20 protein-coding genes are annotated in these 23,766 nt (G+C 67.5%); 11 read left to right on the plus strand and 9 right to left on the minus strand.

Translation table 11 applies throughout. From position 1 onward, the window contains the following. Positions 1 to 161: 161 nt before the first annotated feature. Together OZ403_RS16015 and OZ403_RS16020 are read right to left on the minus strand one after the other, a co-directional pair. A complete protein-coding gene (locus OZ403_RS16015) occupies positions 162 to 434 on the minus strand; it encodes a PPC domain-containing protein (RefSeq protein WP_268784551.1) in 273 nt (90 codons plus the stop codon). 43 nt (positions 435 to 477) lie between these two features. Next, entirely contained in the window at positions 478 to 1,185 is a 708-nt protein-coding gene (locus OZ403_RS16020; RefSeq protein WP_268784552.1) for a hypothetical protein, read from the minus strand. On the opposite strand from OZ403_RS16020, the gene OZ403_RS16025 reads away from it, so the two are divergent. After that, positions 1,178 to 1,570 carry a hypothetical protein gene (locus OZ403_RS16025; RefSeq protein ID WP_237078318.1) on the plus strand — a complete coding sequence of 131 codons (393 nt, stop codon included), beginning with the start codon at positions 1,178 to 1,180 and terminating at the stop codon, positions 1,568 to 1,570. The genes OZ403_RS16020 and OZ403_RS16025 overlap by 8 nt on opposite strands. 16 nt (positions 1,571 to 1,586) lie before the next feature. On the opposite strand, the gene OZ403_RS16030 is transcribed toward OZ403_RS16025, so the two are convergent. Further along, positions 1,587 to 2,918: a DUF418 domain-containing protein gene (locus tag OZ403_RS16030; protein WP_140790873.1), complete on the minus strand. Its 1,332-nt coding sequence runs from the start codon at positions 2,916 to 2,918 to the stop codon at positions 1,587 to 1,589. 125 nt (positions 2,919 to 3,043) lie between these two features. Then, complete coding sequence (gene nth / locus OZ403_RS16035) at positions 3,044 to 3,676, minus strand: endonuclease III (RefSeq protein WP_140790874.1); 633 nt, start codon at positions 3,674 to 3,676, stop codon at positions 3,044 to 3,046. 486 nt (positions 3,677 to 4,162) lie between these two features. Here nth and OZ403_RS16040 point away from each other — a divergent pair, with 486 nt between their 5' ends. Then, positions 4,163 to 5,503 carry a M6 family metalloprotease domain-containing protein gene (locus OZ403_RS16040; RefSeq protein WP_140874785.1) on the plus strand — a complete coding sequence of 447 codons (1,341 nt, stop codon included), beginning with the start codon at positions 4,163 to 4,165 and terminating at the stop codon, positions 5,501 to 5,503. Between the two features lie 438 nt (positions 5,504 to 5,941). Here the strand turns inward: OZ403_RS16040 and OZ403_RS16045 are convergent, their stop codons facing one another. Further along, the gene (locus OZ403_RS16045; protein ID WP_140798254.1) at positions 5,942 to 6,829 is read right to left on the minus strand and encodes a LysR family transcriptional regulator; all 888 of its coding nucleotides are present in this window, start codon (positions 6,827 to 6,829) and stop codon (positions 5,942 to 5,944) included. Between the two features lie 119 nt (positions 6,830 to 6,948). Here OZ403_RS16045 and OZ403_RS16050 point away from each other — a divergent pair, with 119 nt between their 5' ends. Next, on the plus strand, positions 6,949 to 7,353 hold the full coding sequence (locus OZ403_RS16050) for a RidA family protein (protein WP_140790879.1): 405 nt from the start codon (positions 6,949 to 6,951) through the stop codon (positions 7,351 to 7,353). 171 nt (positions 7,354 to 7,524) lie between these two features. Here OZ403_RS16050 and eutB read toward each other — a convergent pair whose 3' ends face one another. Next, entirely contained in the window at positions 7,525 to 9,849 is a 2,325-nt protein-coding gene (eutB, locus tag OZ403_RS16055) for an ethanolamine ammonia-lyase subunit EutB (RefSeq protein ID WP_268784553.1), read from the minus strand. A 253-nt stretch (positions 9,850 to 10,102) separates the two neighbouring features. On the opposite strand from eutB, the gene OZ403_RS16060 reads away from it, so the two are divergent. Both OZ403_RS16060 and OZ403_RS16065 read left to right on the plus strand, forming a co-directional pair. After that, entirely contained in the window at positions 10,103 to 10,996 is an 894-nt protein-coding gene (locus OZ403_RS16060) for a 1,4-dihydroxy-2-naphthoyl-CoA synthase (RefSeq protein WP_002640507.1), read from the plus strand. A 91-nt stretch (positions 10,997 to 11,087) separates the two neighbouring features. Next, positions 11,088 to 11,492, plus strand: a complete 405-nt coding sequence (locus OZ403_RS16065) for a hypothetical protein (protein ID WP_268784554.1) — start codon at positions 11,088 to 11,090, stop codon at positions 11,490 to 11,492. Positions 11,493 to 11,508: 16 nt separating this feature from the next. On the opposite strand, the gene trhA is transcribed toward OZ403_RS16065, so the two are convergent. Further along, a complete protein-coding gene (gene trhA, locus OZ403_RS16070) occupies positions 11,509 to 12,183 on the minus strand; it encodes a PAQR family membrane homeostasis protein TrhA (RefSeq protein WP_174260044.1) in 675 nt (224 codons plus the stop codon). 199 nt (positions 12,184 to 12,382) lie between these two features. Further along, complete coding sequence (locus OZ403_RS16075; RefSeq protein WP_328285532.1) at positions 12,383 to 12,601, minus strand: hypothetical protein; 219 nt, start codon at positions 12,599 to 12,601, stop codon at positions 12,383 to 12,385. Positions 12,602 to 12,615: 14 nt separating this feature from the next. Here OZ403_RS16075 and OZ403_RS16080 point away from each other — a divergent pair, with 14 nt between their 5' ends. The 4 genes from OZ403_RS16080 (at position 12,616) to OZ403_RS16095 (ending at position 19,619) form a co-directional block, all read left to right on the plus strand. Further along, on the plus strand, positions 12,616 to 13,614 hold the full coding sequence (locus OZ403_RS16080; RefSeq protein ID WP_140790885.1) for a hypothetical protein: 999 nt from the start codon (positions 12,616 to 12,618) through the stop codon (positions 13,612 to 13,614). A gap of 147 nt (positions 13,615 to 13,761) precedes the next feature. Continuing rightward, positions 13,762 to 17,073, plus strand: coding sequence for a C45 family autoproteolytic acyltransferase/hydolase (locus OZ403_RS16085; RefSeq protein WP_268784555.1), 3,312 nt, complete (start codon positions 13,762 to 13,764; stop codon positions 17,071 to 17,073). A gap of 156 nt (positions 17,074 to 17,229) precedes the next feature. After that, a complete protein-coding gene (locus OZ403_RS16090) occupies positions 17,230 to 19,341 on the plus strand; it encodes a M13 family metallopeptidase (RefSeq protein WP_268784556.1) in 2,112 nt (703 codons plus the stop codon). A 53-nt stretch (positions 19,342 to 19,394) separates the two neighbouring features. Continuing rightward, positions 19,395 to 19,619: a hypothetical protein gene (locus tag OZ403_RS16095; RefSeq protein WP_140790891.1), complete on the plus strand. Its 225-nt coding sequence runs from the start codon at positions 19,395 to 19,397 to the stop codon at positions 19,617 to 19,619. Between the two features lie 24 nt (positions 19,620 to 19,643). Here OZ403_RS16095 and OZ403_RS16100 read toward each other — a convergent pair whose 3' ends face one another. Beyond that, entirely contained in the window at positions 19,644 to 21,281 is a 1,638-nt protein-coding gene (locus tag OZ403_RS16100; RefSeq protein ID WP_174258790.1) for a fumarate hydratase, read from the minus strand. Between the two features lie 250 nt (positions 21,282 to 21,531). Here OZ403_RS16100 and OZ403_RS16105 point away from each other — a divergent pair, with 250 nt between their 5' ends. Both OZ403_RS16105 and OZ403_RS16110 read left to right on the plus strand, forming a co-directional pair. Then, positions 21,532 to 22,845: an OmpA family protein gene (locus OZ403_RS16105; RefSeq protein ID WP_261344620.1), complete on the plus strand. Its 1,314-nt coding sequence runs from the start codon at positions 21,532 to 21,534 to the stop codon at positions 22,843 to 22,845. Between the two features lie 306 nt (positions 22,846 to 23,151). Continuing rightward, complete coding sequence (locus OZ403_RS16110) at positions 23,152 to 23,724, plus strand: hypothetical protein (RefSeq protein WP_237078320.1); 573 nt, start codon at positions 23,152 to 23,154, stop codon at positions 23,722 to 23,724. Positions 23,725 to 23,766 lie beyond the last annotated feature (42 nt).

Consider the following 23,766-nt stretch of genomic DNA (forward strand, 5'->3'; position numbering starts at 1 on the left):
CCATGAAACGGAGTCCGGTTCAAAACCCGTAGCGCACCTGGCGGTCGGGCAGTCGGCGGGCCCGCATTTCCTTGAATTCAGCGACCAGGCGGCCCTTGAGTCCGGTGCGGTAGCGCACGTTGTGGCCTCCGCCCGCTGTTGTGCGGCGACGGGGAAAGTGCTCACTGCTCGCGCAGGGAGAAACTCCAGGCCGTCTCACGCGTCAGGAAGGGCTGCTGAGACTTGAGCTCCGCGAAATACGTCCCGGACGATGGGGCCGTGAAGGTCTGGTTCCCCGTTCCCGCCTCGTACGGCAGGGGGACCTGCGCGCCATGGGGATCAAGGATCCGGATGGTCGTTCTGCCGCCGCTCACGACGTAGGTCCGGCCCGCCTCCAACTCGAAGGAAAGGACGTCCACGTCCGAGCCCAGCTCGAAGACGCCGGCCACGTTCACGGGAACGGTCTGCGGCGTAGCGTGTTCGGCGTCGTCGCCGTGGTCATCCGTGCTCGCCTGGTCCAACTTGAACGTGAAGGCGTAGGGAATGGACCTCGAGCTGACGATGAACGTGACGAGCCCCGAAGCCGGCGTATGGACGTGCCACAAGCCGTCCTCGACCTTCAGCATGTAGAGGGGGGGCGCCGGAAGTGCGCGTCGTCAGCGTACATGCCCGGGTGCAGGACAGCCGGTAGAACACATCTGCGTCGAGCGGAACCGAGATGGCGTCCAGGTCCGTCTCCTTGTGGATGAGCCCGGTGACGGTTTCCCCCACATCCGCGCGGGTGGCCGTTTGGGGGGTACCGCCATGGTCATCCGTCCCCAGGTCGTCGACCCTCACCTCGATGTCGCTCCCCCAGGATGCATTCGGCAGCAGATGCACGTAGTACGTCCCCGTCGACGCAGCTTCATGGACGATTCGGTTCCACTGTGTCTCCGCCAGCGTCTTGCCGTCCGCGTCCGTGAGCCTGAAGCGCCGCTCATAGACGGCGGGGAGGAAGCGGATGTCGTAGATGTGCCCCGCTGTGGCGAAGAAGGAGAAGACGTCCACGTCGTTGGGGCCGTGGAGTCGTACGGCCATGGGGATGCCCGCCGTCAGCGGAGTTGCCCCCTGAAGCGCATTGGCGTGGTCATCCTGGCCCAGGTCGTCCAACTGGCACTGGGTGGCCAAGGTCGCGTCGAAGCTGCTGTAGAATGCGCAGATGCGCATTCGCTGCTCCGCTGAGCGGACGTGCAAAGGCAGCAACCTTCGCTTCGGCCTCCAGGGGAACTACCACTGGAACCCAGCGGGCCCCATCGACCTCTGGTCGGGGGTGGCACTTGGCTACGATACGAGCTCGTTTTCGGTACCCGCGGCTGAAGTCACCTACTCAGGGCCCGACGTCACGCTCCAGGCTGGGTTCGACAAGAACTTCGGCGGGAACTTCTGGGCCGGGCTCTTCGTCACTGGCACTGGTGGCGAGTACGACAAGCTGGATGTACGCCTGCTCAACGGCTCGGGGAGCGAAAGCCTCCGCGAGCGCGCCTTCCATCTCTGGATCGGCTTCGGTTTCCGGGTGAGGGTGGCCGTTCCTCACCCGGCGGTCACGAACTGACGCCAGGTCGAGCCCGTCACGCCGTCAGGGGCGCGGGCGGCGTGTCGGACACGGCGCGCCGCATGGGCTGTGCCTTCCCGTACGTCAACGAGCGCCACGCCCACTCCACTGGACCAAAGCGGAAGCGTGACAGCCACAGGTGGCTCCACAGGACCTGGACGCAGAAGATGCCGACGCAGATGACGACACACGCGAAGGGGCCCCGCTTGCCCACCTGTCCCAGGCCATAGCCGTAGAAGATGAGCAGGCTGATGACCGTCTGCGACAGGTAGTTCGTCAGCGCCATGCGTCCCGCGGGCGCGAGCAGTCCCAGCGCCCGCTGCCAGGTGGCGCGCTGGAAGAGCAGGGTGATGCCCGCCAGATACACGCCCGCGAGCCCCACCTGTGCCAGGTTGCGCAGCGGCGCCAGCCCCAGGGGCAGCCACACGGGCATCGTCTCCGGCGTGAGCACCTTCTTCTGCATGAGCACCGTCACCACGACGCCGGGCACGGAGCCCACCACCGCGGCCACCAGCCCCCAGCCGAGCAGGCGGCGAAAGAAACCCAGGTGGGCGGGGACGTCCTGGAAGATGCCGCGCCGTCCCGCCCAGAGTCCGAGCGCGAAGCGGCCCAGACAGGTCAGCAGTCCGGCCAGCATCATCGTGAAGAACTCGTCGCGGTAGAACCCGGCGCTGGTCTTCGTCACGTCCCACCAGCTTCCCCCGGTGATGGCCGTCAGCATCCGCGTGTGAATGGCGGTGGACTTCTCGCGAGCCGCGGCCATGACCGCGGCACCGGCCTCGGGTGAGTCCGCCAGGAGCTGCGGCAGCCGCCAGAGGAGGGTCATGAGCAGCGGCCACACCAGGACGAGCACCGCCGCGATGATGAGCAGCGTCCGGTCCGAACGCCGCCGTAGGAGCAGCAGGCCGAAGCCCATCAGCGCGTACGAGGAGAGGATGTCGCCGTACCAGAGCAGGAACAGGTGCAGGACCCCCACCACCAGCAAGACCGTCAGCCGCCTCGCGTAGAGCGGGACGAAGCCGCCACCTCGCGCTTCGGCCCGGCCGAGCTGAACCGCGAAGCCCAGGCCGAAGAGGAAGGCGAAGAGGGTCATGAACTTCCCAGAGACCAGCACCTCGAAGGCATACCGGGTGATGGTGTCCAGGAGCGAGGCATTGGCGATGGACGCCTCGAATTGTTCCCGGGACAGGAACACCCTGCCGCTGAACCACATCTGCACGTTGGAGATGAGAATGCCGAAGAGCGCGAAGCCACGCAGCGCGTCGAGCAGCTCCAGGCGCTCACCTGCCTCGACCGGGCGGGCTTCGGCGAGCGGCGCGGATGCAACGGAGGAAGGGACGTTGGGCATGATGACTGAACAACGTCATACAGCCACATCGATTGCGAATTCCTCCGTTTTTGATGCGTGTCTTTTCGCGTCCCAGGAGCGGACGCGAAAAGGCATTCATATCCCACAAGCGGACAGGGATGCGGTTACACGCCGATACGCGGGCACACATCCTTCACGATGCAGTCGTCGCATTTCGGCTTCTTTGCGGTGCAGGTGTAACGCCCATGGAGGACGGTGGCGGGGCCGAAGAAGGTCCACTGATCCTGGGGCACCAGCTTCATCAGGTCTTCTTCAATCGCCTCGGCTTTGTCTTTCTTCGTCAGGCCCAGGCGCTGGCTGACGCGCGCCACGTGGGTGTCGACGATGATGCCGGAGGGGAGATTGAAGGCGGTGTTGAGGACGACGTTGGCCGTCTTCCGCGCCACGCCCGGGAGCGTCACCAGTTCGTCGATGGTGCGGGGGACCTCACCGCCGAACTTGTCGAGGAGCGCGCGGCTCATGGCCTGCACGGACTTCGTCTTCTGCTTGAAGAAGCCGGTGGGCTTGAGGTCCTCCTCCAGCGCGGCGGTGTCCGCGTCGGCGAAGGCCTGCGGCCCCGGGTACTTGGGGAAGACAGTGGCGGTGACACGGTTGACGCGCTCGTCGGTGCACTGCGCGGCCAGGATGGTGGCGACGAGCAGCTCGAAGGGCGTGGACCAGTTGAGTTCGTAGCGCGCATCCGGATGGGTTTCCCGAAGGCGCTCGAGGAAGAGGGCGGCTTTCTCGGCGGGATTCATGGTGGCGTGAGTGAGCACCACCCTACCTGGAGCGTCTGACATGTGCCACGAGCGTTTGGGCGCCGCCCAGCAGGCGCCTGGTCGAGAAAAAGCCGAATACGTAGAGGTCGCGGTGCTTCTGTTCCGCACTGGACAAGTGAGGGGGGCGTGGCTCCCAGGCCGGCAGTCGTTCCAAACATCTTCCCTCTTCAGCCCTGTTCACAGGACCACTTCATGAGTCCGAGTGCAACGACAGTTCTGTGCACAGCCCTTTGCGCGCTCCATGTCGTCCGCTGGTTCGAGTCATGCGTTGCTTCGAAGACACACCATCTCGCCGAGAAGGTTCTGGCACTGACTGTGCAGTTCAAACAGGCACCAGGATGAGACAGTAGGACAAGAAGTGTCTTGGTGTCGGGCCTGGCGAAAGGGGTGGGGCGTATGTGCAGCGGTCATTCACCTATCGAGCGGCTTTGCCGCGTTCCTCCAAGTCCAGAGCTCCGGAGCAGGATGAAGGAGCGTTTCCAGGGTATCCAGGCCGTATCGGAAAGCCTCTTCGGCCGACGGCTCCTCCTTCGTGAGACGCACGCCATGGGGTTGAACGACGGCCTTATCATCCCAGGCTCGTATTTCCCGCTGGGCACCGGGCCGAATCGCGTCCGCAACTTCGCCCTTGAGCGCCAGCCACTTCGGGGGCAAGTGCGCGTCATCGTCGTTCTCGTCGACTTCGAAGACAGGCCCATGAATCGAAGCCGGCAGCAATTCGAGGACCTTTTCTTCTCACAAGGCAAGAGCCCGACAGGAAGTGTGCGGGAGTATTTCGCCGAGGCGAGTCATGGGCTCGTCGACATCGTGGGGCAGGTCGTCGGTCCGTATCGCATGCCTCTGAAGCTGGCCCAGTACGCTGGGGGCGGTTCGGGCACTGACAATCCGGAGCCTAACGCGCGGACCATGGCGAGGCATGCCGCCGAAGCCGCGGCCAGCGTGGACTTCGCGCCCTACGACAACGATGGAAACGGCTTCGTCGACGCGTTCATCGTGGTCCACTCAGGCGGTGGCGCCGAGCAGACCGGCAGCGCTGGCGACATCTGGTCGCACAAGTGGGTTCTTTTCGGCGGGGAACACAATGCGCAGGGGGCCAAGATCTTCGGGTATTTGACCATCCCGGAGGATGCGAGGATCGGCGTTTGTTGCCATGAAATCGGGCACCTCGTGTTCGGCTGGCCGGACCTGTACGACGCGGATGGCACCTCGGAAGGGCTCGGGAACTGGTGTTTGATGGCGGGTGGAAGCTGGAACAACAACGGCGATGTCCCGGCCCATCCATCCGCTTGGTGCAAGGCCAGGCAGGGATGGGTCTCCATCGTCAATTACACCGCCAACAGGAGCGTGAACTTCACCGACGTCAAGACGGAGCACTCGGTGCACAGGCTTTGGAAGAACGGGGTGCCGGGCTCCGAGTACTTCCTGGTCGAGAACCGCCAGCAGAACCAGTACGACAGATTCCTGCCTGGTTCGGGACTGCTCGTGTATCACGTGGATGAGTCCATTCCGGACAATACGAACGAAGTCCATCCTCGAGTTCGCTTGGTTCAGGCGGATGCCTTGGAGGATTTGGACCGTGCCGTCAACCGGGGCGACGACGGGGATCCATTCCCTGGTAGCTCTGGTAATTCGCGCTTTGAATTCGGCACCCGTCCGAGTTCCCGTGCGTATTCCGGGCGTGACAGTTGCGTGTCCATTTCCGACATCAGCCCTTCCGGGATGTCAATGACGGCTCATGTCGAAGTCAGCAGGGCGCAGAAAACAAGAGACGTCCTGCAGCAGCTTGTCAATGACTGGCCTGAGTGAGCGCGCAGTGCTGGCCGCGAGGGGCGACGCTTATGGTGCAGATTCAGGAGAACTGGGCCGATGTGAGGGGGCAGGTCCTCTCATGGCGGCCGCAGAGTGACGTTCCACACCATGGTCTTCTCGAACTCGCCGTCACACACGTGCAGGCCGTCGAGGGCTTCGCCAATCTCTTGAGAGGCATCGAGGGCTCGTCGATTCGAGTCTACGTCCCGGCGGAGCCGGGCCAGTCCCGCGAATTGGCGGCAGGAGACTCGGTCTCCTGCCGCATCCGCAAGTCTCAGCACGCTCGGTACTTCTCGCGCCCAGGAGGCTTGGAGGTCCTCCGCCTCCCGGATTCCTGAGACACGTCTCTCAATCCATGGTGGCGAGGGCGCCCCGAGTCAGTAGGCGATGTCGCTGGCGTACTCACTCGGGGCGAAGGTGGGGCGGCTTCGCGCGCTATTGCTCGACCAGCAGGTCGATGAAGCGCCGCACCTTGGCTGGCAGGTGACGCTTGCTCGGGTAGAACGCCATGATCCGGACGACCTCCGTCTCGCATGACGGCAGCAGCGCCTTGAGGCGTCCACGCGCGAGGTCTTCGTCGACCAGAAAGCTGGGAAGAAAGGCGATGCCCAGTCCCGCGACAGCCGCGTCCCGGATGGCCTCGCCACTGTCGAGTCGTAGGCGGCTTCGACCCTCCACCGTCACATAGGCGCCATCCTTCGGGCGCAGTCGCCAGCGCTGTCGTCGCCCCCGGCTACTGAAGAGCAGGCAATCATGCGTCGCGAGCTCCTCCAGCGTCTGGGGTTCGCCGCGCGCGGCCAGGTACGAGGGGGCGGCGCAGACGAACACCCGATGTTGCGCCACGAGCCGGGACACCAGTCGCGTATCGGTGCTGGTTACATTGATGCGCACGGCCAGGTCGTAACCTTCCTCGATGATGTCCGCGACGCGATCGGTGAAGCTCACCTCCACCTGCACGTCGGGCCAGGTCTGCAGATATTTCTTCAGCACGGGCAGGACATGCAGTCTGCCGAATGCGTCGGGCACGGTGAGCCGCAAGACGCCCCGGGGCGTGCCCGTGCGATCTCCGACGCTGGCTTCCGCTTCATCCAAAGCCGCCAGGACTTGTTGGCAATGCTCATGGAAGACACGGCCATCGTCGGTGAGACTCAGGTGGCGCGTCGTGCGATTGAGCAGACGCACCCCAAGGCGGGATTCCAGCCGGGCCAGGGCCTTGCCAGCCGCCGAGCGCGTCAGCCCGATGGCCCGGCCACCGCTGACGAAACTGCCCGCGTCCACGACGGCCATGAAGGCGAAGATCTCATCCAGATGGGCGCGTTTCATGGCGGGCGCTCGATTGTAGCCCTCGCATCGCTGGAGTGGGGAACGCCGTTCGTCAGTGGGCTCGGTATACGCGTTCGGCAATCGCTTCTTCCCTCACGCCCGCTCATTGGAGAGCCCCCATGCCTGTCACCCTGATGAACCCCGAAGGAATGATGAAGCCCGACGTGTACCGACAGGTGGCGATCGCCACCGGAAGCCGGCAGGTGCACATCGCAGGTCAGGTCGCGTACGGTGCGGATGGGCAGCTCGTCGCTCGGGGTGACCTGGCTGGACAGGTGGCGCAGGCCTACCGCAACGTCGCCATCGCTCTCGCGGCGGCCGGGGCGACGTTCAGCGACGTCGTTCGACTGACAATCTACGTGGTCGACTGGAAGCACGAGCGGATGCCCGACTTTCTGGCCGGCATCGAGCAGATCTCCAAGGAGTTGAACATCGTGCCGGCGCCGGCCTCGTTGATTGGCGTCTCCGTGCTCTTCGAGCCGGACGTCCTCGTTGAGATTGAAGCCACCGCGGTCGTGGGCTGACCCACGCTGTACCCCGCGCATGAGCGCCCCACGGCCGATGAACCGAGGGACGCTCGGTGGCAGGACTGCATCCACAACTGGCAGCACGACGCGGCGTTTGATGGCTCGCAGCCGGTGTGAGTGGCCACTACCCGGGGCGGAGCGTCTGACTCACGTCGCTGCCCCCGGACGTCACCCGCCCTGGGGCGTCAGTTGCTGAAGCAGCCGCACTGTCTCCGGCGCGGCCAGCGCGGGCGCATACGCAGTGAGCGCGACCCCGGACACCACGCGGGTGATGTTGTGGTCCACCTTGCCGGGCTGCGACCAGACGGCTCCGGGAGGCGCGGTGATGTACGCGGAGAAGGTGTGGTGGCCGGTGCCGGGCCGCTCGCCAATGACGTGGATGAGGGCCCGGTGCCGGGCCGCGTCCTCCAGGCCCGCGTACAGCGCTTCGCCCACCCGGTACCCCGCGCGCACGCGCCCGGACGTGAGCACCAGGTGCTCCGGAGCAGGCTGGTACCCCTCGGCAATCAACGCCGCGCGCAGTGCCTCCAGATAAGGCGCGAGCTGTCCCTCGTCCATGATGGCCAGCGCGTTGAGCCCGTCGGACACCATCAACTGCACGTCATACCGTCCCGCATGGCGTGCCCTCAGCGCGCGCACCGCCTCCAGGGACGCGGCGTCGAGCTGCTCGCCCGTCTCCGGGTGGAGGATGTACTCCGTCCGATCTTGCGACTTCGACTCCAGCCGCACTCCCTCTGGCATGGCGTTGATGAAGGCGGGCGTCAGCTCCGTCCACAGGCTCTTCTTCGAGTCCGCGTAGACACGGCGCATCTCCGCGTCCAGCGCGGGCTCCAGGTCCCACGGGTGCGTGCCGTGCCCGCGCGCCATGGGCACGCCGCGCGCACGAATCGCCGACAACTGCTGCTCCGCGTCCGCCCGGATGTCCGGCTCCGGCCGGGTGTCGCCCTTCGCGCGCAGGTACTGGAGATAGACCCAGACCGGGTCTCCGAAGTGGCGAGTGGGCTTGCCCTCCACGTCGATGACGCCCAGGCGCTGGAAGAAGGCCCACATCCGGTCATCCACCTTGTAGCCGAACTGCTCGCGGATGCGGACGTGGTCCTGGAACCCGGTGGTGAGGTAGCCCAGCATCGGGTCGTTCTTCGTGGGCAGCGCCATGAGGTACGCCGGATTCGCCGGCATGATGCGCTCGATGCACCAGTCCAGGTCGTCCAGCGACACGTCCATGTGAAGCGTGGAGCAGACGTCCAGTCCAATGGTGAGCCCGTGCAGCTTGCCCATGGCGATGTCTTCCAGGCAGCAGCGCACCAGTTGCTCGCGGGTGCGGAACACCTCCGGACCGATGAAGCCCGCAACGTCGTTGAGGTGCACCCATGGCGCCGCGCCCTGCCGCGCCCGGGACACGCGTTGGGACAGGGCCCTCGCGAAGCCGTACTTGCGCGACTCGTGGAGGACCATGTCGTAGCCGTGGCCGTGGCCGTTGGTGAAGTCCGCGCCCTGGCCCGTCTCGAAGTAGAGCCCGTAGGGCCCGGCGCGCCCGTCCGCGTAGGCGAGCATCTTCTCCACGGAGATGTCGAAGGTCGCGTTGGCGCTGTCGCTGCCAGCGATGCTCTGGAACCAGACGCCCGTGGTGCCGGGCTGCCGCCGCTCCACCTCCGCCTGCACGTCGATGTGGGACAGCACGCAGTGGGGCAGCACGTCCGTCAGTCCGAAGGTCACCAGCACCTCGAGCAGGGCGGACTCGATGGCGGCCACGGACTCCGGCGTGGAGGACACCGGGTTGCATCCCAGCACCACGTCACCCACCGCGTATGAGAAGCCGTCGAACACCTGCCAGCGGATGTCGTCCACGTTGTCAGTGGGCGAGTTGGGCTGGATGCGCGCCCCCATGTAGCCCCGCGCGCCCACCTTGCTGCCCGGTAGCGGGTTGAACACCTTGCTTCCCAGCGCGATGAGCTCCGCGTCACTCATCAGCTTGACGACGCAGCCAATGGCGTCGCTGCCCAGCCCGGGGCTGATGGCATGAATGGCCGCCTCGTCGGACTCCAGCAGGAACCGCCTCAGCCGTCCCAACGTCCAGTCCGCCGTAAGCGCCGCGGCCTGCGGGTCCTCGGCCTCCAGGCTCAGCGCGTGCAACGCATCCTGGTGCAAAGGGTATCGCCGCACGTCCGCCAGCCGCGTGTGCCCCAAGAGCCTGCGCGCATTCGCACGCGAGTTCTCATCCGCGGCGGCGACGCCCACGAGCGCGTCGCCTTCCTTGAAGGTATTGGCCGCGCCCAGCACCTGCTTGTAGAGCGTGTCGTCGAAGCCGCCCCGGAGCCGCTGGACGTAGCCGAAGACGTCCTCGCCCGACTTCACGTCTGGGATGTAGACGCCTCCCGGCGTGGGGGTGGACGTCGGTTTTCTCCGGCAGCCCAGGACGGAGGCGGCCGCGCCTCCCACCATCGCGGTCAGCACTGCGCGTCGGTGCAGCAGGAACCTCGGGTCCAGGTGCATGGTTCTCCCTCGCTCAGGACTCGCATGGCGGAAGGGAACACCCGTCTTCCCGCCGCGCACAAGCAGGGCCCGGGTGGTGCCGCGTGTCGCTGTAGGACGCCCAACGGAGAGCTCCGGCCGGAGTCTGAGCACTTCCGCGAGGTTCGGACAGATGGCGCCCGTGCGGGCTGCGCGCGCATCCCTGGACGGGTGCTGCCGCTGCGCCTAGGGTCCGCGCGCATCCACTTCTCTTCCCCCCCCGAGTGAGAACACCATGGTCTCGGACATCTTCAATCCGGCGCGCTGGAAGGCCGTCGAGGGCTTCAAGTTCAAGGACATCACCTTCCACCGCGCGGTCGACCAGGGCACGGTCCGCATCGCGTTCAACCGCCCCGAGGTCCGCAACGCCTTCCGGCCCCGCACCGTGGATGAGCTGTCCCGCGCGCTGGAGGCCACGCGCTTCATGACGGACGTGGGGTGCGTGCTGATCACGGGCAATGGGCCGTCGCCCAAGGATGGCGGCTGGGCCTTCTGCTCCGGCGGAGACCAGCGCATCCGCGGCAAGGACGGCTACAAGTACGAGGGCGAGGAGGGAGAGTCCGACCCCGCGCGCCTGGGCCGCCTCCACATCCTGGAGGTCCAGCGGCAGATTCGTTTCCTGCCCAAGGCCGTCATCGCCGTGGTGCCGGGCTGGGCCGTGGGCGGTGGGCACAGCCTCCACGTCGTCTGTGACATGACCATCGCCAGCAAGGAGCACGCGGTGTTCAAGCAGACGGACGCGGACGTGGCGTCGTTCGACGCGGGCTACGGTTCAGCGCTGCTGGCTCGGCAGATTGGTCAGAAGCGGGCGCGGGAGATCTTCTTCGTGGGCGCCAACTACTCGGCGGAGGAGGCCTTCCAGATGGGCATGGTCAACGCCGTGGTGCCCCATGCGCAGCTGGAGGAGTTCGCGCTGGAGTGGGCGGCGGAGATCAACACGAAGAGCCCCACGGCCATCAAGATGTTGAAGTACGCGTTCAACCTGCCCGACGACGGACTGGTGGGCCAGCAGCTCTTCGCGGGCGAGGCCACGCGCCTGGCCTACGGCACCGACGAGGCGCAGGAAGGCCGCGACGCCTTCGTCCAGAAGCGCAAGCGCGACTTCAAGCGCTTCCCCTGGTCGTACTGAACCCGCGGACGCCGAGGCGGCGCGGACGCCCTGGGAATACCCATCCAGGGTGATGGTCGGTGGAAGGGGCCTCGTGTTCTAGGCCTCTTCCATGCCGAACCTCTCCGCGTCCCTCCTCATCGTGCTCGTGAGCCTGTCGCTGGGCTGCGCCAGCGGCGCCACGGGCGCTGTCAGCCGTCGCGAAGCCTCCACGCCCGCCACGGCGTGTCTCGACACCATCTCGTGTTGCCTCCAACGTCATCCGGCGCAGCCTGAGTTGTGCGGCCTCTCCGCCTCGGAAGCCGTCGTGTACCTGGCGGAAATCCAGGCCGTGGCGAAGGAGCACGAGGCGAGTCGGGACGTCGGCGCGAAGGCGGGATGGAAGCGGCGCTGCGTGGACACCCATGCCCGGTGCAAGGACGCGGGGAGGGGACGATGGGTGGGAGACTGCTACGCCTGTTTCGTCCGCTGTGAGCGCGAGCGGGAATGGCCCTACGACAGCTGCCACCGGCGATAGCGCCGTCACACCGGCGTCAGGCGCTGCCGACGATGTCCAGGATGACGGCGTAGTGCACGCCCGCCGCGGCCACGACGAGCAGGTGGAAGATTTCGTGGTAGCCGAAGACGGTGGGAATCGGGTCGGGCCAGCGGCGCGCATAGATGACCGCGCCCACGGTGTAGAGCACGCCGCCCAGCACGAGCCACGCGACGCGCCCGGAGCCAATCACCTCGGGTAGCCGCAGCATCACCGGCGCGGCCACGGCGCCCAGCGCGACGTAGAGCGCGGAGCGCAGCCCTCGCGAGGTGTGCACGCCCAGGAGCGTGAGGCCCGCGCCCGTCAGCGCGGCGATCCACATCAACCAGAGCAGATACAGGCTGGTGTCACCCGTGGTGTCCAGCGTGGCCATGGGCGTGAATGAGCCCGCGATGAGGATGTAGATGGCCGCGTGGTCGAAGCGCTGGATGCGCCGGTACGCGTCCATGCCCCAGGTGAAGCGGTGGTAGGTGGCGCTCACGCCGAACATCAGCACCAGGCTGCCACCGAACACGAGGTCGGCCAGGTACTGGGGGCCGCGCACCGGCATCAGCGCTAGTTGGATGCACCCGAGCAGCGCCGCCACGAAGGCCACGGCGTGGGAGATGCCTCGGAGCCGGGGCTTGACGCTCTCGATGAGGAGCAAGGTGTCAGTGCCATCTGGGGACGCCATGACCTGCTCGTAATCATCGCACGTCACCCTCGCGTCAGCGCGCGGTACATCCCGTCCAGCTTCTGACGCCCCGAGCGCCCGAGCGTCCAGCGGCGTACGGCCGCGGGTGCGAACCGGAAGACACCACCGCCGGTTCGCGGCCAGGCATATGCTCCGCGTCAGAACGCTGGTTTCATCACCACGGAATCTGACGAGCGCGTCACCGGGCCATGGAACACGGCCTCGAGGTTGTTCCCATCCGGGGCCAGGACGAACCCCGGTCGACGAACAGTTCGTCGGCGGAGATGTGGTGTGGACTCTCGCTGAAGAAGGGCACGCCCAACACGACCAGCACCGCGCGATAGAATTGCTTGCTGGCATCGAGGTCCTGGAGGCACAGATGGACGTGATCGAACAGCCGGCCCTTGTGGAACTCCATGTTGCTCCTTCACGGTGGTATGGCTCACGGACGTCGAGCGGTGCGCGGGGAGGCGCGAGGCTGACATGAAACCTCACATGCTGACCTTCTTTTGCGAGCTGGAGGCGGAGCCTCTGCGTGAGCTATTCGCCACTCCTGGCGTCGAGGAGGACCTGGTGGCGCTGGATGCCGGGGTGAGCCTGGGCCTGCTCGATCTGGGGCCGGAGCGGGCCCAGGTGGTCCAGCGGCTGAACCGGATGGGCATTCCCGTCACGGCGTGGCTGCTGCTGCCCACCGACGAGGGCTACTGGTTCCATGCGGGCAATGTGGCGCAGGCCACGGCGCGCTACGAGGCCTTCCAGGCGTGGACGGCCGAGCACCACTTGACGTGGGAGGGCGTGGGGCTGGACATCGAGCCGGACATCCGCGAGCTGCGACGGTGGATGGAGGGCGGGTGGCGGCAACTGGGCGAAATCCTGCCCAGGCTCGTGCAGGGGCACCGCATCCGGGACGCGAGGGCAGGGTACGCGCGGCTGATGGAGCGCATCCGCGCGGACGGCTACCGGGTGGATGCCTACCAGTTCCCCATCATCGTGGACGAGCGGGAGTCGCGCTCCACGCTGGTGCAGCGGCTGGCGGGGGTGCTCGACCTGCCGGCGGACCGCGAGGTCCTCATGCTCTACACCAGCTTCCTGCGGCCCCATGGCCCCTCCGTGCTCTGGAGCTACGGGCCCGGAAGTCAGTCCCTGGCGGTGGGCGTCACTGGCGGGGGCGTGGAGCTCCCCGGCGCCTTCGCCGCGAAGCCCCTGGATTGGACGGAGTTCTCACGCGACCTGCGTCTGGCGGTGCGCTGGACGCATGACCTCCACGTCTTCAGCCTGGAGGGCTGCGTCCAACAGGGCTTCCTGAACCGGCTCCGTACCTTCGACTGGGATGCGCCGGTCACCCCGCCAGCGACCGCGGCGCGCCACGTGGACACCGTGCGGCGCGCGGCCCGGCTGCTGCTCCGCACGAGCGCCTGGGTCCTTCGCTGAGGGACGGACATGCGGACAGCGCGGTAGCCGCCGTGCGTCATCGCCGTGTCGTGGTTCATCGCGATTGACGCTCGGGGAGGGCGGGGGTGTCATGCGCCCCGGCCACCTCTACCCGTCGCCCGGTATCCCTTCCGGGCTGGGAGCCTCATGTCCGCCTTTCGCATGACGTCCAAGCTGCTTGGCGCGCTGCTGCTGTCCGCGAGCACGCTCCATGCGGCACCCTCATGGGCCGCCGCGCCCGCCTCCACGCCCGTCGCTGTGCCCAACGGGAACTTCGAGATTGCAGGCGGCTCCGGCTCGCTCCCTGCCTTCTGGAAGTCCCGAGGGCAGGGGAAGGCGTCCGGCAGCGCCGCGGCGAAGGTGGAGGGCGCTCGCGGCCTGGCCATCGAGAACCCGGTGGGCGGCGCCGAGACAACGGTGGAGTCCGAGGCGATGAAGCTCCAGGTGGGCCAGCTCTATCGGCTCAGCGCCTGGGTGCGCACGCGAGGCGTCCAGACGGACCCGCAGGCGCGCTACCCCACGGCGCACGGCGCCTGCCTGTCGATGAAGAGCTTCCCCTTCACCAACTGCTCACCCGCGCCCGCAGCGGAAGCGGGAGGCCGCGCGTCGGTGCTCTTCTTCGCCACCCAGTCCTCGGACCGGGTGCAGCTCCACCTGGGCCGCAACGGCAAGGCCACGGGCACCGCCTGGTTCGACGACGTCCGCATCGAGAAGGTGGAGGACATCACCGCCTACATCCCGCTGGAGTCGGTGCGCTGGGCCGGCAAGGGCTTTCGCTATGACGAGGGCGGGTGGATCTACGTCCACATCGAGGGCGAGCCCTACGAGCGGGGCCACCAGTTCGGCCAGCTGGTGCCGCAGGAAATCGTCCGCTACATGGAGAAGCTCGGCATCGAGAAGGACAAGACGGATGCCTCCAAGGGGTGGAACCACCAGCGGCTGCTCGCGGACGCGCTCTTCCTGCGCAAGTACGACGCGGAGTTCCTGGAGGAGATGAAGGGCATCGCGGACGGCGCCAACAAGGCGGGCGCGAAGTTCAAGGACCGCGAGCTGGACCTGCTGGACATCGTCACGCTCAACTCCGCCGTGGACGCGGGGCAGCTCGCCGAGGCGAACCGGGCCACGGGCACGCCGCTCACCGGTCGCACCTTCCTCAAGGCGGAGGAGGACGCGGAGCGGGCGGGGAAGGGGGACCATTGCTCCTCCTTCGTGGCCACGAAGTCCGCCACCCCGGATGGCCGCGCCATCATGGGGCAGATTTTCATGTGGGGCGGCTACACGGGCGTGCACTGGGATGTGGTGCTGGACGTGAAGCCCACCAAGGGCCACCGCTTCGTGATGCAGACCTTCCCGGGTGGCATCCACAGCGGCTCGGACTGGTACGTCAATGCCGCCGGCATCGTCATTGGCGAGACGACGGTGGGGCAGTCGCCGTTCGACATGAATGGCACGCCCCAGAGCAACCGCATCCGCAAGGCCGCGCAGTACGCGTCGTCCATCGACGACGTCGCCCGCATCATGAAGGACGGCAACAACGGCCTCTACACCAACGACTGGACGTTGGCGGACACGAAGACGGACGAGGGCGCGTGTCTGCTGCTGGGGACGAAGAAGACGCGCCTGTGGCGCACCGGCGGCAAGGGGCAGGCCGGGGACACGCCGGGCAACCTCAAGGACTTCATCTGGGCCAACAACAACAACCGGGATTTGGAGGTGCGCAAGGAGTACGTGCCCAACCCGGACAACGCCCCGGTGGACCTGTCCTTCAACACCTGGAACCGCGACATCGCCTTCTGGGAGTACTACGCGAAGCACGGCAAGAAGGGCTTCGACCTGGACACCGCCATCCGGATGATGGCCTCCAGCCCCATCAACCGGCCCCACGCGTGTGACGGCAAGGTCACCACGTCGGAGATGGCCCAGAAGCTGATGTTCCTGGCCCACTACGGCAAGACGACGCTGCGCGAGAAGATGGTGGGGGGCCGGTGGATTCCCGACCTGCCTGGCGCCACGCCGCACCTGTCGCTGGGCTACACGGCCTTCAGCCCCGTCGTCGTCGCGGAGAAGCTGGAGGCCGCTCGCAAGGGCTGGACGGCTCCCGCCGAGCCCGCCGCCCTCAAGCGCGACGTGTCGAAGGTGAAGGACGCGTTCGTCTTTGGCAGGCCCCTGCTGTGGGCCAACACCGTGTTTCCCGCGACGGATGGGGAGAACTGGCTGGTCAGCGGCACCGCCGCGTATTGGAAGCTGCTCAAGGACTTGCCGGCCGACGGAGACACGTCCGACAAGGCCTTCGAGTACCAGCGCAACGCGCTGGCCGACCTCAACGCGCGCTACCTCTTCACCACCTCGCGCGAGGCGGACGTGGTGCCGGCCTCCGCGAAGACGGACTACGGCCGCTACGGCGCCTACATGCTGCCGCGCATCAAGGGCACGTTCCTGCTGCACCAGCTCCGGCTGCTGCTGGGCAACGCCCACTTCTCCAAGGCGATGAACGCCCTGCATGGCCGCTACGCCAACAAGAACGTCACCACCGCGGACTTCAAGCGCGCGGTGCTGGAGGCCACCGGCAGGGACGTGGGCCTCTTCGTGTCGCAGTGGGTGGAGCAGACCGGACTGCCGCAGCCGCGCATCCGTGCCAGCGCCGCGCAGGTGAAGGACGGCTACGAGGTGACGCTGAAGGTGGAGCAGCCCGGCTCGCGCCCCTGGCACTTCGTTGCGATGGTGGAGGTGCGCACCGCGAAGGGCGCCACGCTGGAGCGCGTGGAGGTGAAGGGCCTCAACGAGACGTTCACCTTCCGCACTGCGGAGCCGCCCGTCCGCGTGGTGTTCAACGCCGGCAATGACATCCCGGTGCCGCGCGAGCACCACCAGACGCTGTCGAACCAGCTCGACGCCTGGGAGAAGCTGCTCCTGGTGCACGGCACGGCGCGCCAGACGGAGTCCATGCGCACGCTGGCGCTGGGCTACCGGGAGGTGCTGGCGGACGCGTTCGTGGAGTACCTGATGCCCATCAAGCCGGACGCCGAGGTGACGGACGCGGAGCTGGCGGACCGGGACCTGGTCCTCTTCGGCGGCGCGGAGGACAACGCGCTGCTGGCGCGGCTGGCGACCGAGAAGAAGCTCCCCGTGGAGCTGGGGCGGCGCTACTTCCGCTGGCAGGGCAAGACGTACGGCCGCCCGGATGATGGCCTGGCCGTGGCGCTGCCGAACCCCTGGAACCCGAAGCGGTCGATGTACCTGTTCGTTTCCAACAGTGGACTTCAGCTCTGGCACATGACGCGCGCCTACCAGCGCGGCCTGCCGGGCTGGGCCCTGTACCGGGGCGCCGAGGTGAGCGCCAAGGGCTTCCACGACGTGGACGCGCTGGCCCAGGACGTCGCGGTGACGCCCGCTGCCCCGCCCGCCGCGCCAGCGCCCACGCCTGTACCGGCGCCGGTGCTGGGCCAGCCGCAGCGTTAGCGCACGCTGCGAGGGGCCCCACCGCGGGGAATGTGCGGGTGGGGCCCGCTCCAAGGAATAGGGGACGGGCCCGGGTGTTTTTCCCGCCTGCCCGGAGGGACGACGACCCTCCGCGTCTGGCAGCATTCGCCGCCCCTCATTCCTCTCGGAGCCGCATTGAGCCCCCTGAAGACCTTCTCCCGCCGTGCCTGGGCCCGCAGCGCCTTGGGCACCCTGCTCCTCACCGGCTGTGCCACCACGCAGCAGCCGGCCCCCTCCGATGACGCGCCCCCTCCGGCTGTGTCCGCCGCCCAGGCCGCTTCCACGGAAGCCGTGCGTTCGCTGGGCGTGGAGCTGAAGCACCTGGACCGCGATGTCCGGCCGCAGGACGACTTCTACACCTTCGTCAACGGCAACTGGCTGAAGACGACGTCCATCCCCGCGGACCGCGCCCGGTACGGCACCATCATCGAGTTGGTGGACAAGGCCGAGCTGGCCATGCGCGCCATCATCGAGGAGTCCGCCACGGCGAAGGAGCGCCACCCGGGCTCCACCGCGCAGAAGGTGGGTGACCTCTACAACAGCTTCATGGACACCCAGCACATCGAGTCGCTGGGCCTGAAGCCGGTGCGCGACGAGCTGGAGCGCGTGAAGGCCGTGAAGCGCGCGGACGCGCTGCCGGAGCTGTTCGCGACGCTGCTGCGCGAAGGCGTGCCGGTGCCGTTCGGCATCTTCGTGGGCCAGGACCAGAAGCAGGCCACGCGTTACACCGTCTACGCCACGCAGCTGGGCCTGGGCCTGCCGGACCGGGACTACTACACCAAGCAGGAGCCGCGCTTCGTCGAGGTCCGCGCCGCGTACGTGGCCTATATCGAGAAGCTGCTCACGCTGGCCGGTGAGAAGAACGCGAAGAAGGCCGCCCAGGACGTGATGGCGTTCGAGACGGCGCTGGCCGCGAAGCAGTGGGACCGGGCACGCAACCGCGACCGCGAGAAGACGTACAACCCCAAGACGGTCGCGGAGCTGGACGCGCTGACGCCGGGCTTCTCCTGGGGCCGCTTCCTCAAGGCGTCCGGTGCGGAGGCCACGCCCTCCGTCATCGTCCGTCAGCCGGACTACCTGGAGGCCCTGGGCGGGTTGCTGAAGTCCACGCCGCTGCCGGTCATCAAGCAGTACCTGGCGCTAAAGGTGCTGGACACCCGCGCGCCGCTGCTCAGCAGCGCCTTCGATCAGGCGCACTTCGAGTTCCGCGGAAAGACGCTCCAGGGCCTGGAGGAGAACCGCCCGCGTTGGAAGCGCGGCGTGGCCCAGGTGAACGAGGTCGTCGGCGAGGCCGTGGGCCAGCTCTATGTGGAGCGCCACTTCAGCCCCGACTCCAAGAAGCGCATGCAGGAGCTGGTGGCCAACCTGCGCGAGGCCTTCCGCAAGGGCATTGACGGACTGGACTGGATGAGCCCCGCCACCAAGGCGCAGGCCCAGGCCAAGCTGGAGAAGTTCGGCGTGAAGATCGGCTACCCGGACAAGTGGCGGGATTATTCGTCGTTGGACATCGTCGCCGGTGATTTGGTGGGCAACGTCCGCCGGGGCGAGCTGTTCGATCACCAGCGTGCGGTGGGCAAGCTGGGCAAGCCCATCGACCGCGAGGAGTGGGGCATGACGCCGCAGACGGTGAATGCCTACTACAGCTCCACGATGAACGAGATTGTCTTCCCGGCCGCCATCCTCCAGCCGCCGTTCTTCGACCCGGAGGCGGACGACGCGACGAACTACGGCGCCATCGGCGGCGTCATCGGCCACGAGTTCAGCCACGGCTTCGACGACCAGGGCAGCCGCTCCGACGGCGACGGCAACTTGCGTGACTGGTGGACGCCCGAGGACAAGACGGGCTTCGAGCAGCGCACCAACATGCTGGTGAATCAGTACAACGGCTTCAGCCCGCTGGAGGCCATGAACGTCAACGGCAAGCTCACGCTGGGTGAGAACATCGGTGACCTGAGCGGCCTCACCGTGGCGTACCAGGCCTACAAGCTGTCCACCCAGGGCAAGACGCCACCCGTCATCGACGGCTTCTCCGGCGACCAGCGCTTCTTCCTGGGCTGGGGGCAGATCTGGCGCGGCCTGTACCGGGACGATGCCATGCGGCAGATGCTGCTGACCGACCCCCACTCGCCGCCGCGGTACCGCGTCAACGGCGTGGTCCGGAACATGCCGGAGTTCTACGAGGCCTTCGGCGTGAAGGAGGGGGACGCCAACTGGCTGCCGCCCGAGCAGCGCGTCAAGATCTGGTAGCCCCGCGGTATGGGGCCGGTGGACAGCGGCCACGGGCTGTTTAGGCTGGATGCGTGAACGCTCTCGCCGTCCGGCTCGTCTGTGGCCTGCTGTTCTCCGTGTTGGTGTTGGGGGCCATCGTGAAGCCCCCTGACAACTTCAGTCAGGGGCTGGGAATGCTGCTCCCAGCCACCATGCTGTTGGGCGTGGCCCTCAAGGGGCCGCGGCGCTCCATCATCCCGAAGCGCCGCGCCTCCGCCACGGCGGCTCCCAAGGTCGGGGAGCCGCCTCGGCCCTGAGCGTCAGGGGAGGGTGGCTCCCGTTCAGGCCTTCTTCGCCGCCGACGGCTTGTTGATGTTGGCGAAGAAGTCGTTGCCCTTGTCGTCCACGACGATGAAGGCCGGGAAGTCCACCACTTCAATCTTCCAGACGGCCTCCATGCCCAGCTCGGCGTACTCGAGCACCTCCACCTTGGTGATGCAGTCCTTGGCCAGCCGCGCCGCCGGGCCGCCAATGGAGCCCAGGTAGAAGCCACCGTGCTTCTTGCAGGCCTCGGTGACGGCGGTGGAGCGGTTGCCCTTGGCCAGCATCACGAAGCTGCCGCCCGCGGCCTGGAACTGGTCCACGTACGCGTCCATGCGGCCGGCCGTCGTCGGGCCGAAGGAGCCCGAGGCATAGCCTTCCGGCGTCTTCGCCGGGCCCGCGTAGTAGACCATGTAGTCCTTGAGGTACTGGGGCATGCCGTTGCCGGCGTCCAGCACCTCCTTGATCTTCGCGTGGGCGATGTCGCGCGCCACCACCAGGGGGCCGCTGAGCGACAGGCGCGTCTTGATGGGGTAGCGCGACAGCTCTGCGCGAATCTCGCTCATGGGGCGGTTGAGGTCGATCTTCACCACCTCGCCGCCCAGCTCCCCGTCCGTCGTCTCCGGCAGGTACTTCGCCGGGTCGGCCTCCAACTGCTCCAGGAAGATGCCGTCCTGGGTGATCTTCCCCAGGATCTGCCGGTCCGCCGAGCACGACACCGCGATGGCCACCGGGCAGGACGCGCCGTGGCGGGGCAGGCGGATGACGCGCACGTCGTGGCAGAAGTACTTGCCGCCGAACTGCGCGCCAATGCCGGTGCGCTGCGTGAGCTTGAGGATCTCCTGCTCCAGCGCCACGTCGCGGAAGCCGCGGCCCAGCTTGTTGCCCTCGGTGGGGAGCGAATCCAGGTAGCGCGCGGAGGCGTACTTGGCCGTCTTCAGCGCGTATTCGGCGGAGGTGCCACCAATGACGATGGCCAGGTGGTACGGCGGACAGGCCGCGGTGCCCAGCGAGCGGATCTTCGCGTCCACGAAGTTCAGCAGGCTCTGCGGATTGAGCAGCGCCTTCGTCTCCTGGAACAGGTAGCTCTTGTTGGCGGAGCCGCCGCCCTTCGCCATGAAGAGGAACTTGTAGGCGTCACCGTCCGTCGCGTAGAGCTCGATCTGCGCGGGCAGGTTGTTGCCGGTGTTGACCTCTTTGTACATGTCCAGCGGCGCCATCTGGGAGTAGCGCAGGTTCGACGTCTGGTACGTCTCGAACACGCCGCGGGAGATGGCCTCCTCGTCATTGCCGCCGGTGATGACGTACTGGCCCTTCTTGCCCATGACGATGGCGGTGCCCGTGTCCTGGCAGGAGGGCAGCACGCCGCCGGCGGCGATGTTGGCGTTCTTCAGCAGCTCCAGCGCCACGAAGCGGTCGTTGGACGACGCCTCGGGGTCCTCGAGGATGTGGGAGAGCTGCTTCAGGTGTCCGGGGCGCAGCAGGTGCGCGATGTCGCGCATGGCCTCGCGGGTGAGCAGGGTGAGCGCCTCGGGCGCGACCTGGAGGAAGGTGCGGCCGCCGGCTTCGAAGGTGGAGACGTGGTCCTTGGAGAGCAGCCGGTATGGCGTCTCGTCCTTGCCCAGCGGCAGCATGTCCTGGAACTGGAAGTCGGTCATACCCGTAGGCGTAGCGCTGATGCGGCCCTCGTGGGTAGCTGGAACTCGTGGCGCGAGAAAACCTCCCAGCATGGGAGCTACAAGTCCCTTCACTCCAGATACAGCCTGATACATGGATAGAGGAGGGAAGGTGGGCGAGGGTTGGCTGGTCGTCAGCCCGGGTGGCGGACAACTCGCGGAGCCGCCAGGTTGTGCGATGCTGTGAGCCCCCGTGGCCGCCATCTCCGTTCAAGTTCCCCTTCTTGTTTTCATGGCCCTGCTCGCCGCCTCCGCGCGCGCGGCGGAGCCGTCCGCCGTGGAGCAGCGGGCGCGCGAGGACCTGGACCGTCAGCTCCAGGAGATGGTGAAGACGCCGCCGCCGGAGATCGTCATCTCCTTCGAGGGCCTTCCCGGAGCGGGCACGTCGCGCGGCTACAAGCTGGTGGAGGCGGACTTCCTCGTCAACGGCCAGCCCCTGGCCATCCCCGGCCTGGACAAGCTCAACGGCCCCGGGCTGCACCGGCTCGCGGTGCTCACGGTGGAGGAAGGCTCCTACACGCTCGTCTCGCACGTCACCTACGCCAACGAGTCCTGGAACCTCTTCAGTGAGGAGAGCGGCTTCCTCTGGAAGCTGACGGCGTCGGTGACGGTGCAGGTGCAGCGCGGCCTGCGGGCGCGGGTGCGGGTGCTGCCCGCCATCAACCCCACCGCGCCGGACCCCCGGCTGAAGCTGAAGCTGTCCCATGACGTGAAGGCGGAGATGACGGCCGCCATGGCGGACGTGGCCATTCCTGACGTGCCGGATGCGGGTGCGCCCGTGGCCGCGGTGGCGCAGGCTCCCGCGAAGCCGCCCCCGCCCCCCGTGACGACCCCCATCTCGCCGTCGCCGCCCGTGGTGGCCGCGCCGGTGAAGACGGTGGAGGCGCCGGAACAGGGGCCGGTGGCGCCCGCGAAGCTGCTGCTGAAGGTGCTCGCGGGGAAGCGGCCCGCCGCGGCCACCGTGTACGTGAAGTCCGTCAGCGGGGCGCCGCAGCGGGTGATGGTGGACCGCAAGGCGCGCAAGCCGGTGGAGGTCCTGTTGCCGCCCGGGGAGTACCGGCTGGACGTCCTGTCCCAGGGCTACCTGGCGCAGACGCGACAGGTGACGCTCTCCCGGGAGGCGGTGCCCACGGTGTCCTTCACCCTGGCGAAGGCACCGGTGTCGAAGTCCCAGAAGGTCCGCCTGAAGAATGAGGTCGTGGAGCTGCCGCGCATGCCGCGCTTCGCGGAGAAGCAGGCCGCGCCACGCAAGGGAACGACCGCGGGACTGGCCCTGCTGATGGACATGTTCGTGCGGGACGAGAAGCTCCGGCTCCGCATTGAAGGCCACACCGACAACCGCGAACGCCCCGCGGCGGCCGCCCGCAAGACGCTGTCCGAAGCCCGCGCCGCAGCCGTGGCCAAGGCCCTGGTCGACGCGGGACTGGACGCGTCGCGCATCGAAACCGTGGGCCTGGGCGACACCCGGCCCAAGGCGCCGAACCTGTTGCCTCGTGGGCGCGAGCTGAACCGCCGCGTGGAGTTCGTGCTGCTGCGCAAGGAGTAGGTGGACAGGTCGGCCCATCAGGGCGGACTGCCGGGCTGTTCGGACGCGGCACCGGAGGGGGGGGATTCCATCTCCGCCGACAACCGAGTCTCGGGCCGCGCACTTGCGGCGCGTCGCGGAGCGACAAGATGGGCTTGGGTTCACCCGAACGGAATCCCCAACATGAGACGAGGTGCCGGGAAATGCGTTCGATACGGCACAGTTCGCGGGCCCACCGCGGGGTGATGGGTTCTGAATAGAGCCTCGGTGCACGCGTCTGTCCTCATGAACACGACGGCGGGCCCTGAGCTCACGAGGACGCACCCCATGAACCGCATCGCTTCCGCGCTGGTTGCAGCCCTTCTCCTCACTGGCAGTGCCCAGGCCCAGGGTTACGGCCCCCGTCCCACGCGCGTGGAGCGGGGCGAGCTGCGCGATGACCGCCGCGACCTGGAGGACCTGCGGAAGCTGCTGTCCCGCTTCGACGCCGCGTGGAGCAGCCGGAGCGAACGGCAGATGGCGAACGTGGAGGTCAGCCTGCGCAAGCTCCTCCGTGCCGAACTGGCGGAGAGCGAGCGGGAGCTGTCCAAGGACAGGGCACAGTCGCGGCGGACCCGGCGGGATGCGCGCGTGGCTCAGTGGGGCGGTCCCCGGGCGGCCATGTGGGGCCGTGCCTCCGCAGTCGAAGCGCGGAACGACCTGCGCGCCGAGCACGCCGCGCTGCGGACACGGAAGGCCATTGCCCGTGAGCTCGACGAAATCGAGGGACTGCGGCAGCCCGGGGCCTTGAGCTACAAGCGCACGCTCATCCTGGAGCTCATCCAGGTGGCGGAGCGGGAGCTGAACCAGACCCGGCGGGAAGTCCGCGACGACCGGCGCCCCTCCGGCCGGCGCTATTGAGCGCCTGCCGCAAGGCCCCGCCCGCCAGGTCCGGCGGCGGGG

This window comes from Myxococcus sp. NMCA1 (genome assembly GCF_026810205.1).
In the GTDB taxonomy this organism is placed as follows: Bacteria; Myxococcota; Myxococcia; order Myxococcales; family Myxococcaceae; genus Myxococcus; species Myxococcus xanthus_A.

Bases quoted from the DNA above. Each gene is read 5' to 3' on its own strand.
- OZ403_RS16025 (WP_237078318.1), top strand. From the start codon at position 1,178: ATGCGCATTCGCTGCTCCGCTGAGCGGACGTGCAAAGGCAGCAACCTT.
- OZ403_RS16020 (WP_268784552.1), bottom strand. From the start codon at position 1,185: ATGCGCATCTGCGCATTCTACAGCAGCTTCGACGCGACCTTGGCCACC.
- OZ403_RS16030 (WP_140790873.1), bottom strand. From the start codon at position 2,918: ATGCCCAACGTCCCTTCCTCCGTTGCATCCGCGCCGCTCGCCGAAGCC.
- nth (WP_140790874.1), bottom strand. From the start codon at position 3,676: ATGAATCCCGCCGAGAAAGCCGCCCTCTTCCTCGAGCGCCTTCGGGAA.
- OZ403_RS16040 (WP_140874785.1), top strand. From the start codon at position 4,163: ATGAAGGAGCGTTTCCAGGGTATCCAGGCCGTATCGGAAAGCCTCTTC.
- OZ403_RS16045 (WP_140798254.1), bottom strand. From the start codon at position 6,829: ATGAAACGCGCCCATCTGGATGAGATCTTCGCCTTCATGGCCGTCGTG.
- OZ403_RS16050 (WP_140790879.1), top strand. From the start codon at position 6,949: ATGCCTGTCACCCTGATGAACCCCGAAGGAATGATGAAGCCCGACGTG.
- eutB (WP_268784553.1), bottom strand. From the start codon at position 9,849: ATGCACCTGGACCCGAGGTTCCTGCTGCACCGACGCGCAGTGCTGACC.
- OZ403_RS16060 (WP_002640507.1), top strand. From the start codon at position 10,103: ATGGTCTCGGACATCTTCAATCCGGCGCGCTGGAAGGCCGTCGAGGGC.
- OZ403_RS16065 (WP_268784554.1), top strand. From the start codon at position 11,088: ATGCCGAACCTCTCCGCGTCCCTCCTCATCGTGCTCGTGAGCCTGTCG.
- trhA (WP_174260044.1), bottom strand. From the start codon at position 12,183: ATGGCGTCCCCAGATGGCACTGACACCTTGCTCCTCATCGAGAGCGTC.
- OZ403_RS16075 (WP_328285532.1), bottom strand. From the start codon at position 12,601: ATGGAGTTCCACAAGGGCCGGCTGTTCGATCACGTCCATCTGTGCCTC.
- OZ403_RS16085 (WP_268784555.1), top strand. From the start codon at position 13,762: ATGTCCGCCTTTCGCATGACGTCCAAGCTGCTTGGCGCGCTGCTGCTG.
- OZ403_RS16100 (WP_174258790.1), bottom strand. From the start codon at position 21,281: ATGACCGACTTCCAGTTCCAGGACATGCTGCCGCTGGGCAAGGACGAG.
- OZ403_RS16105 (WP_261344620.1), top strand. From the start codon at position 21,532: ATGGCCCTGCTCGCCGCCTCCGCGCGCGCGGCGGAGCCGTCCGCCGTG.
- OZ403_RS16110 (WP_237078320.1), top strand. From the start codon at position 23,152: ATGAACCGCATCGCTTCCGCGCTGGTTGCAGCCCTTCTCCTCACTGGC.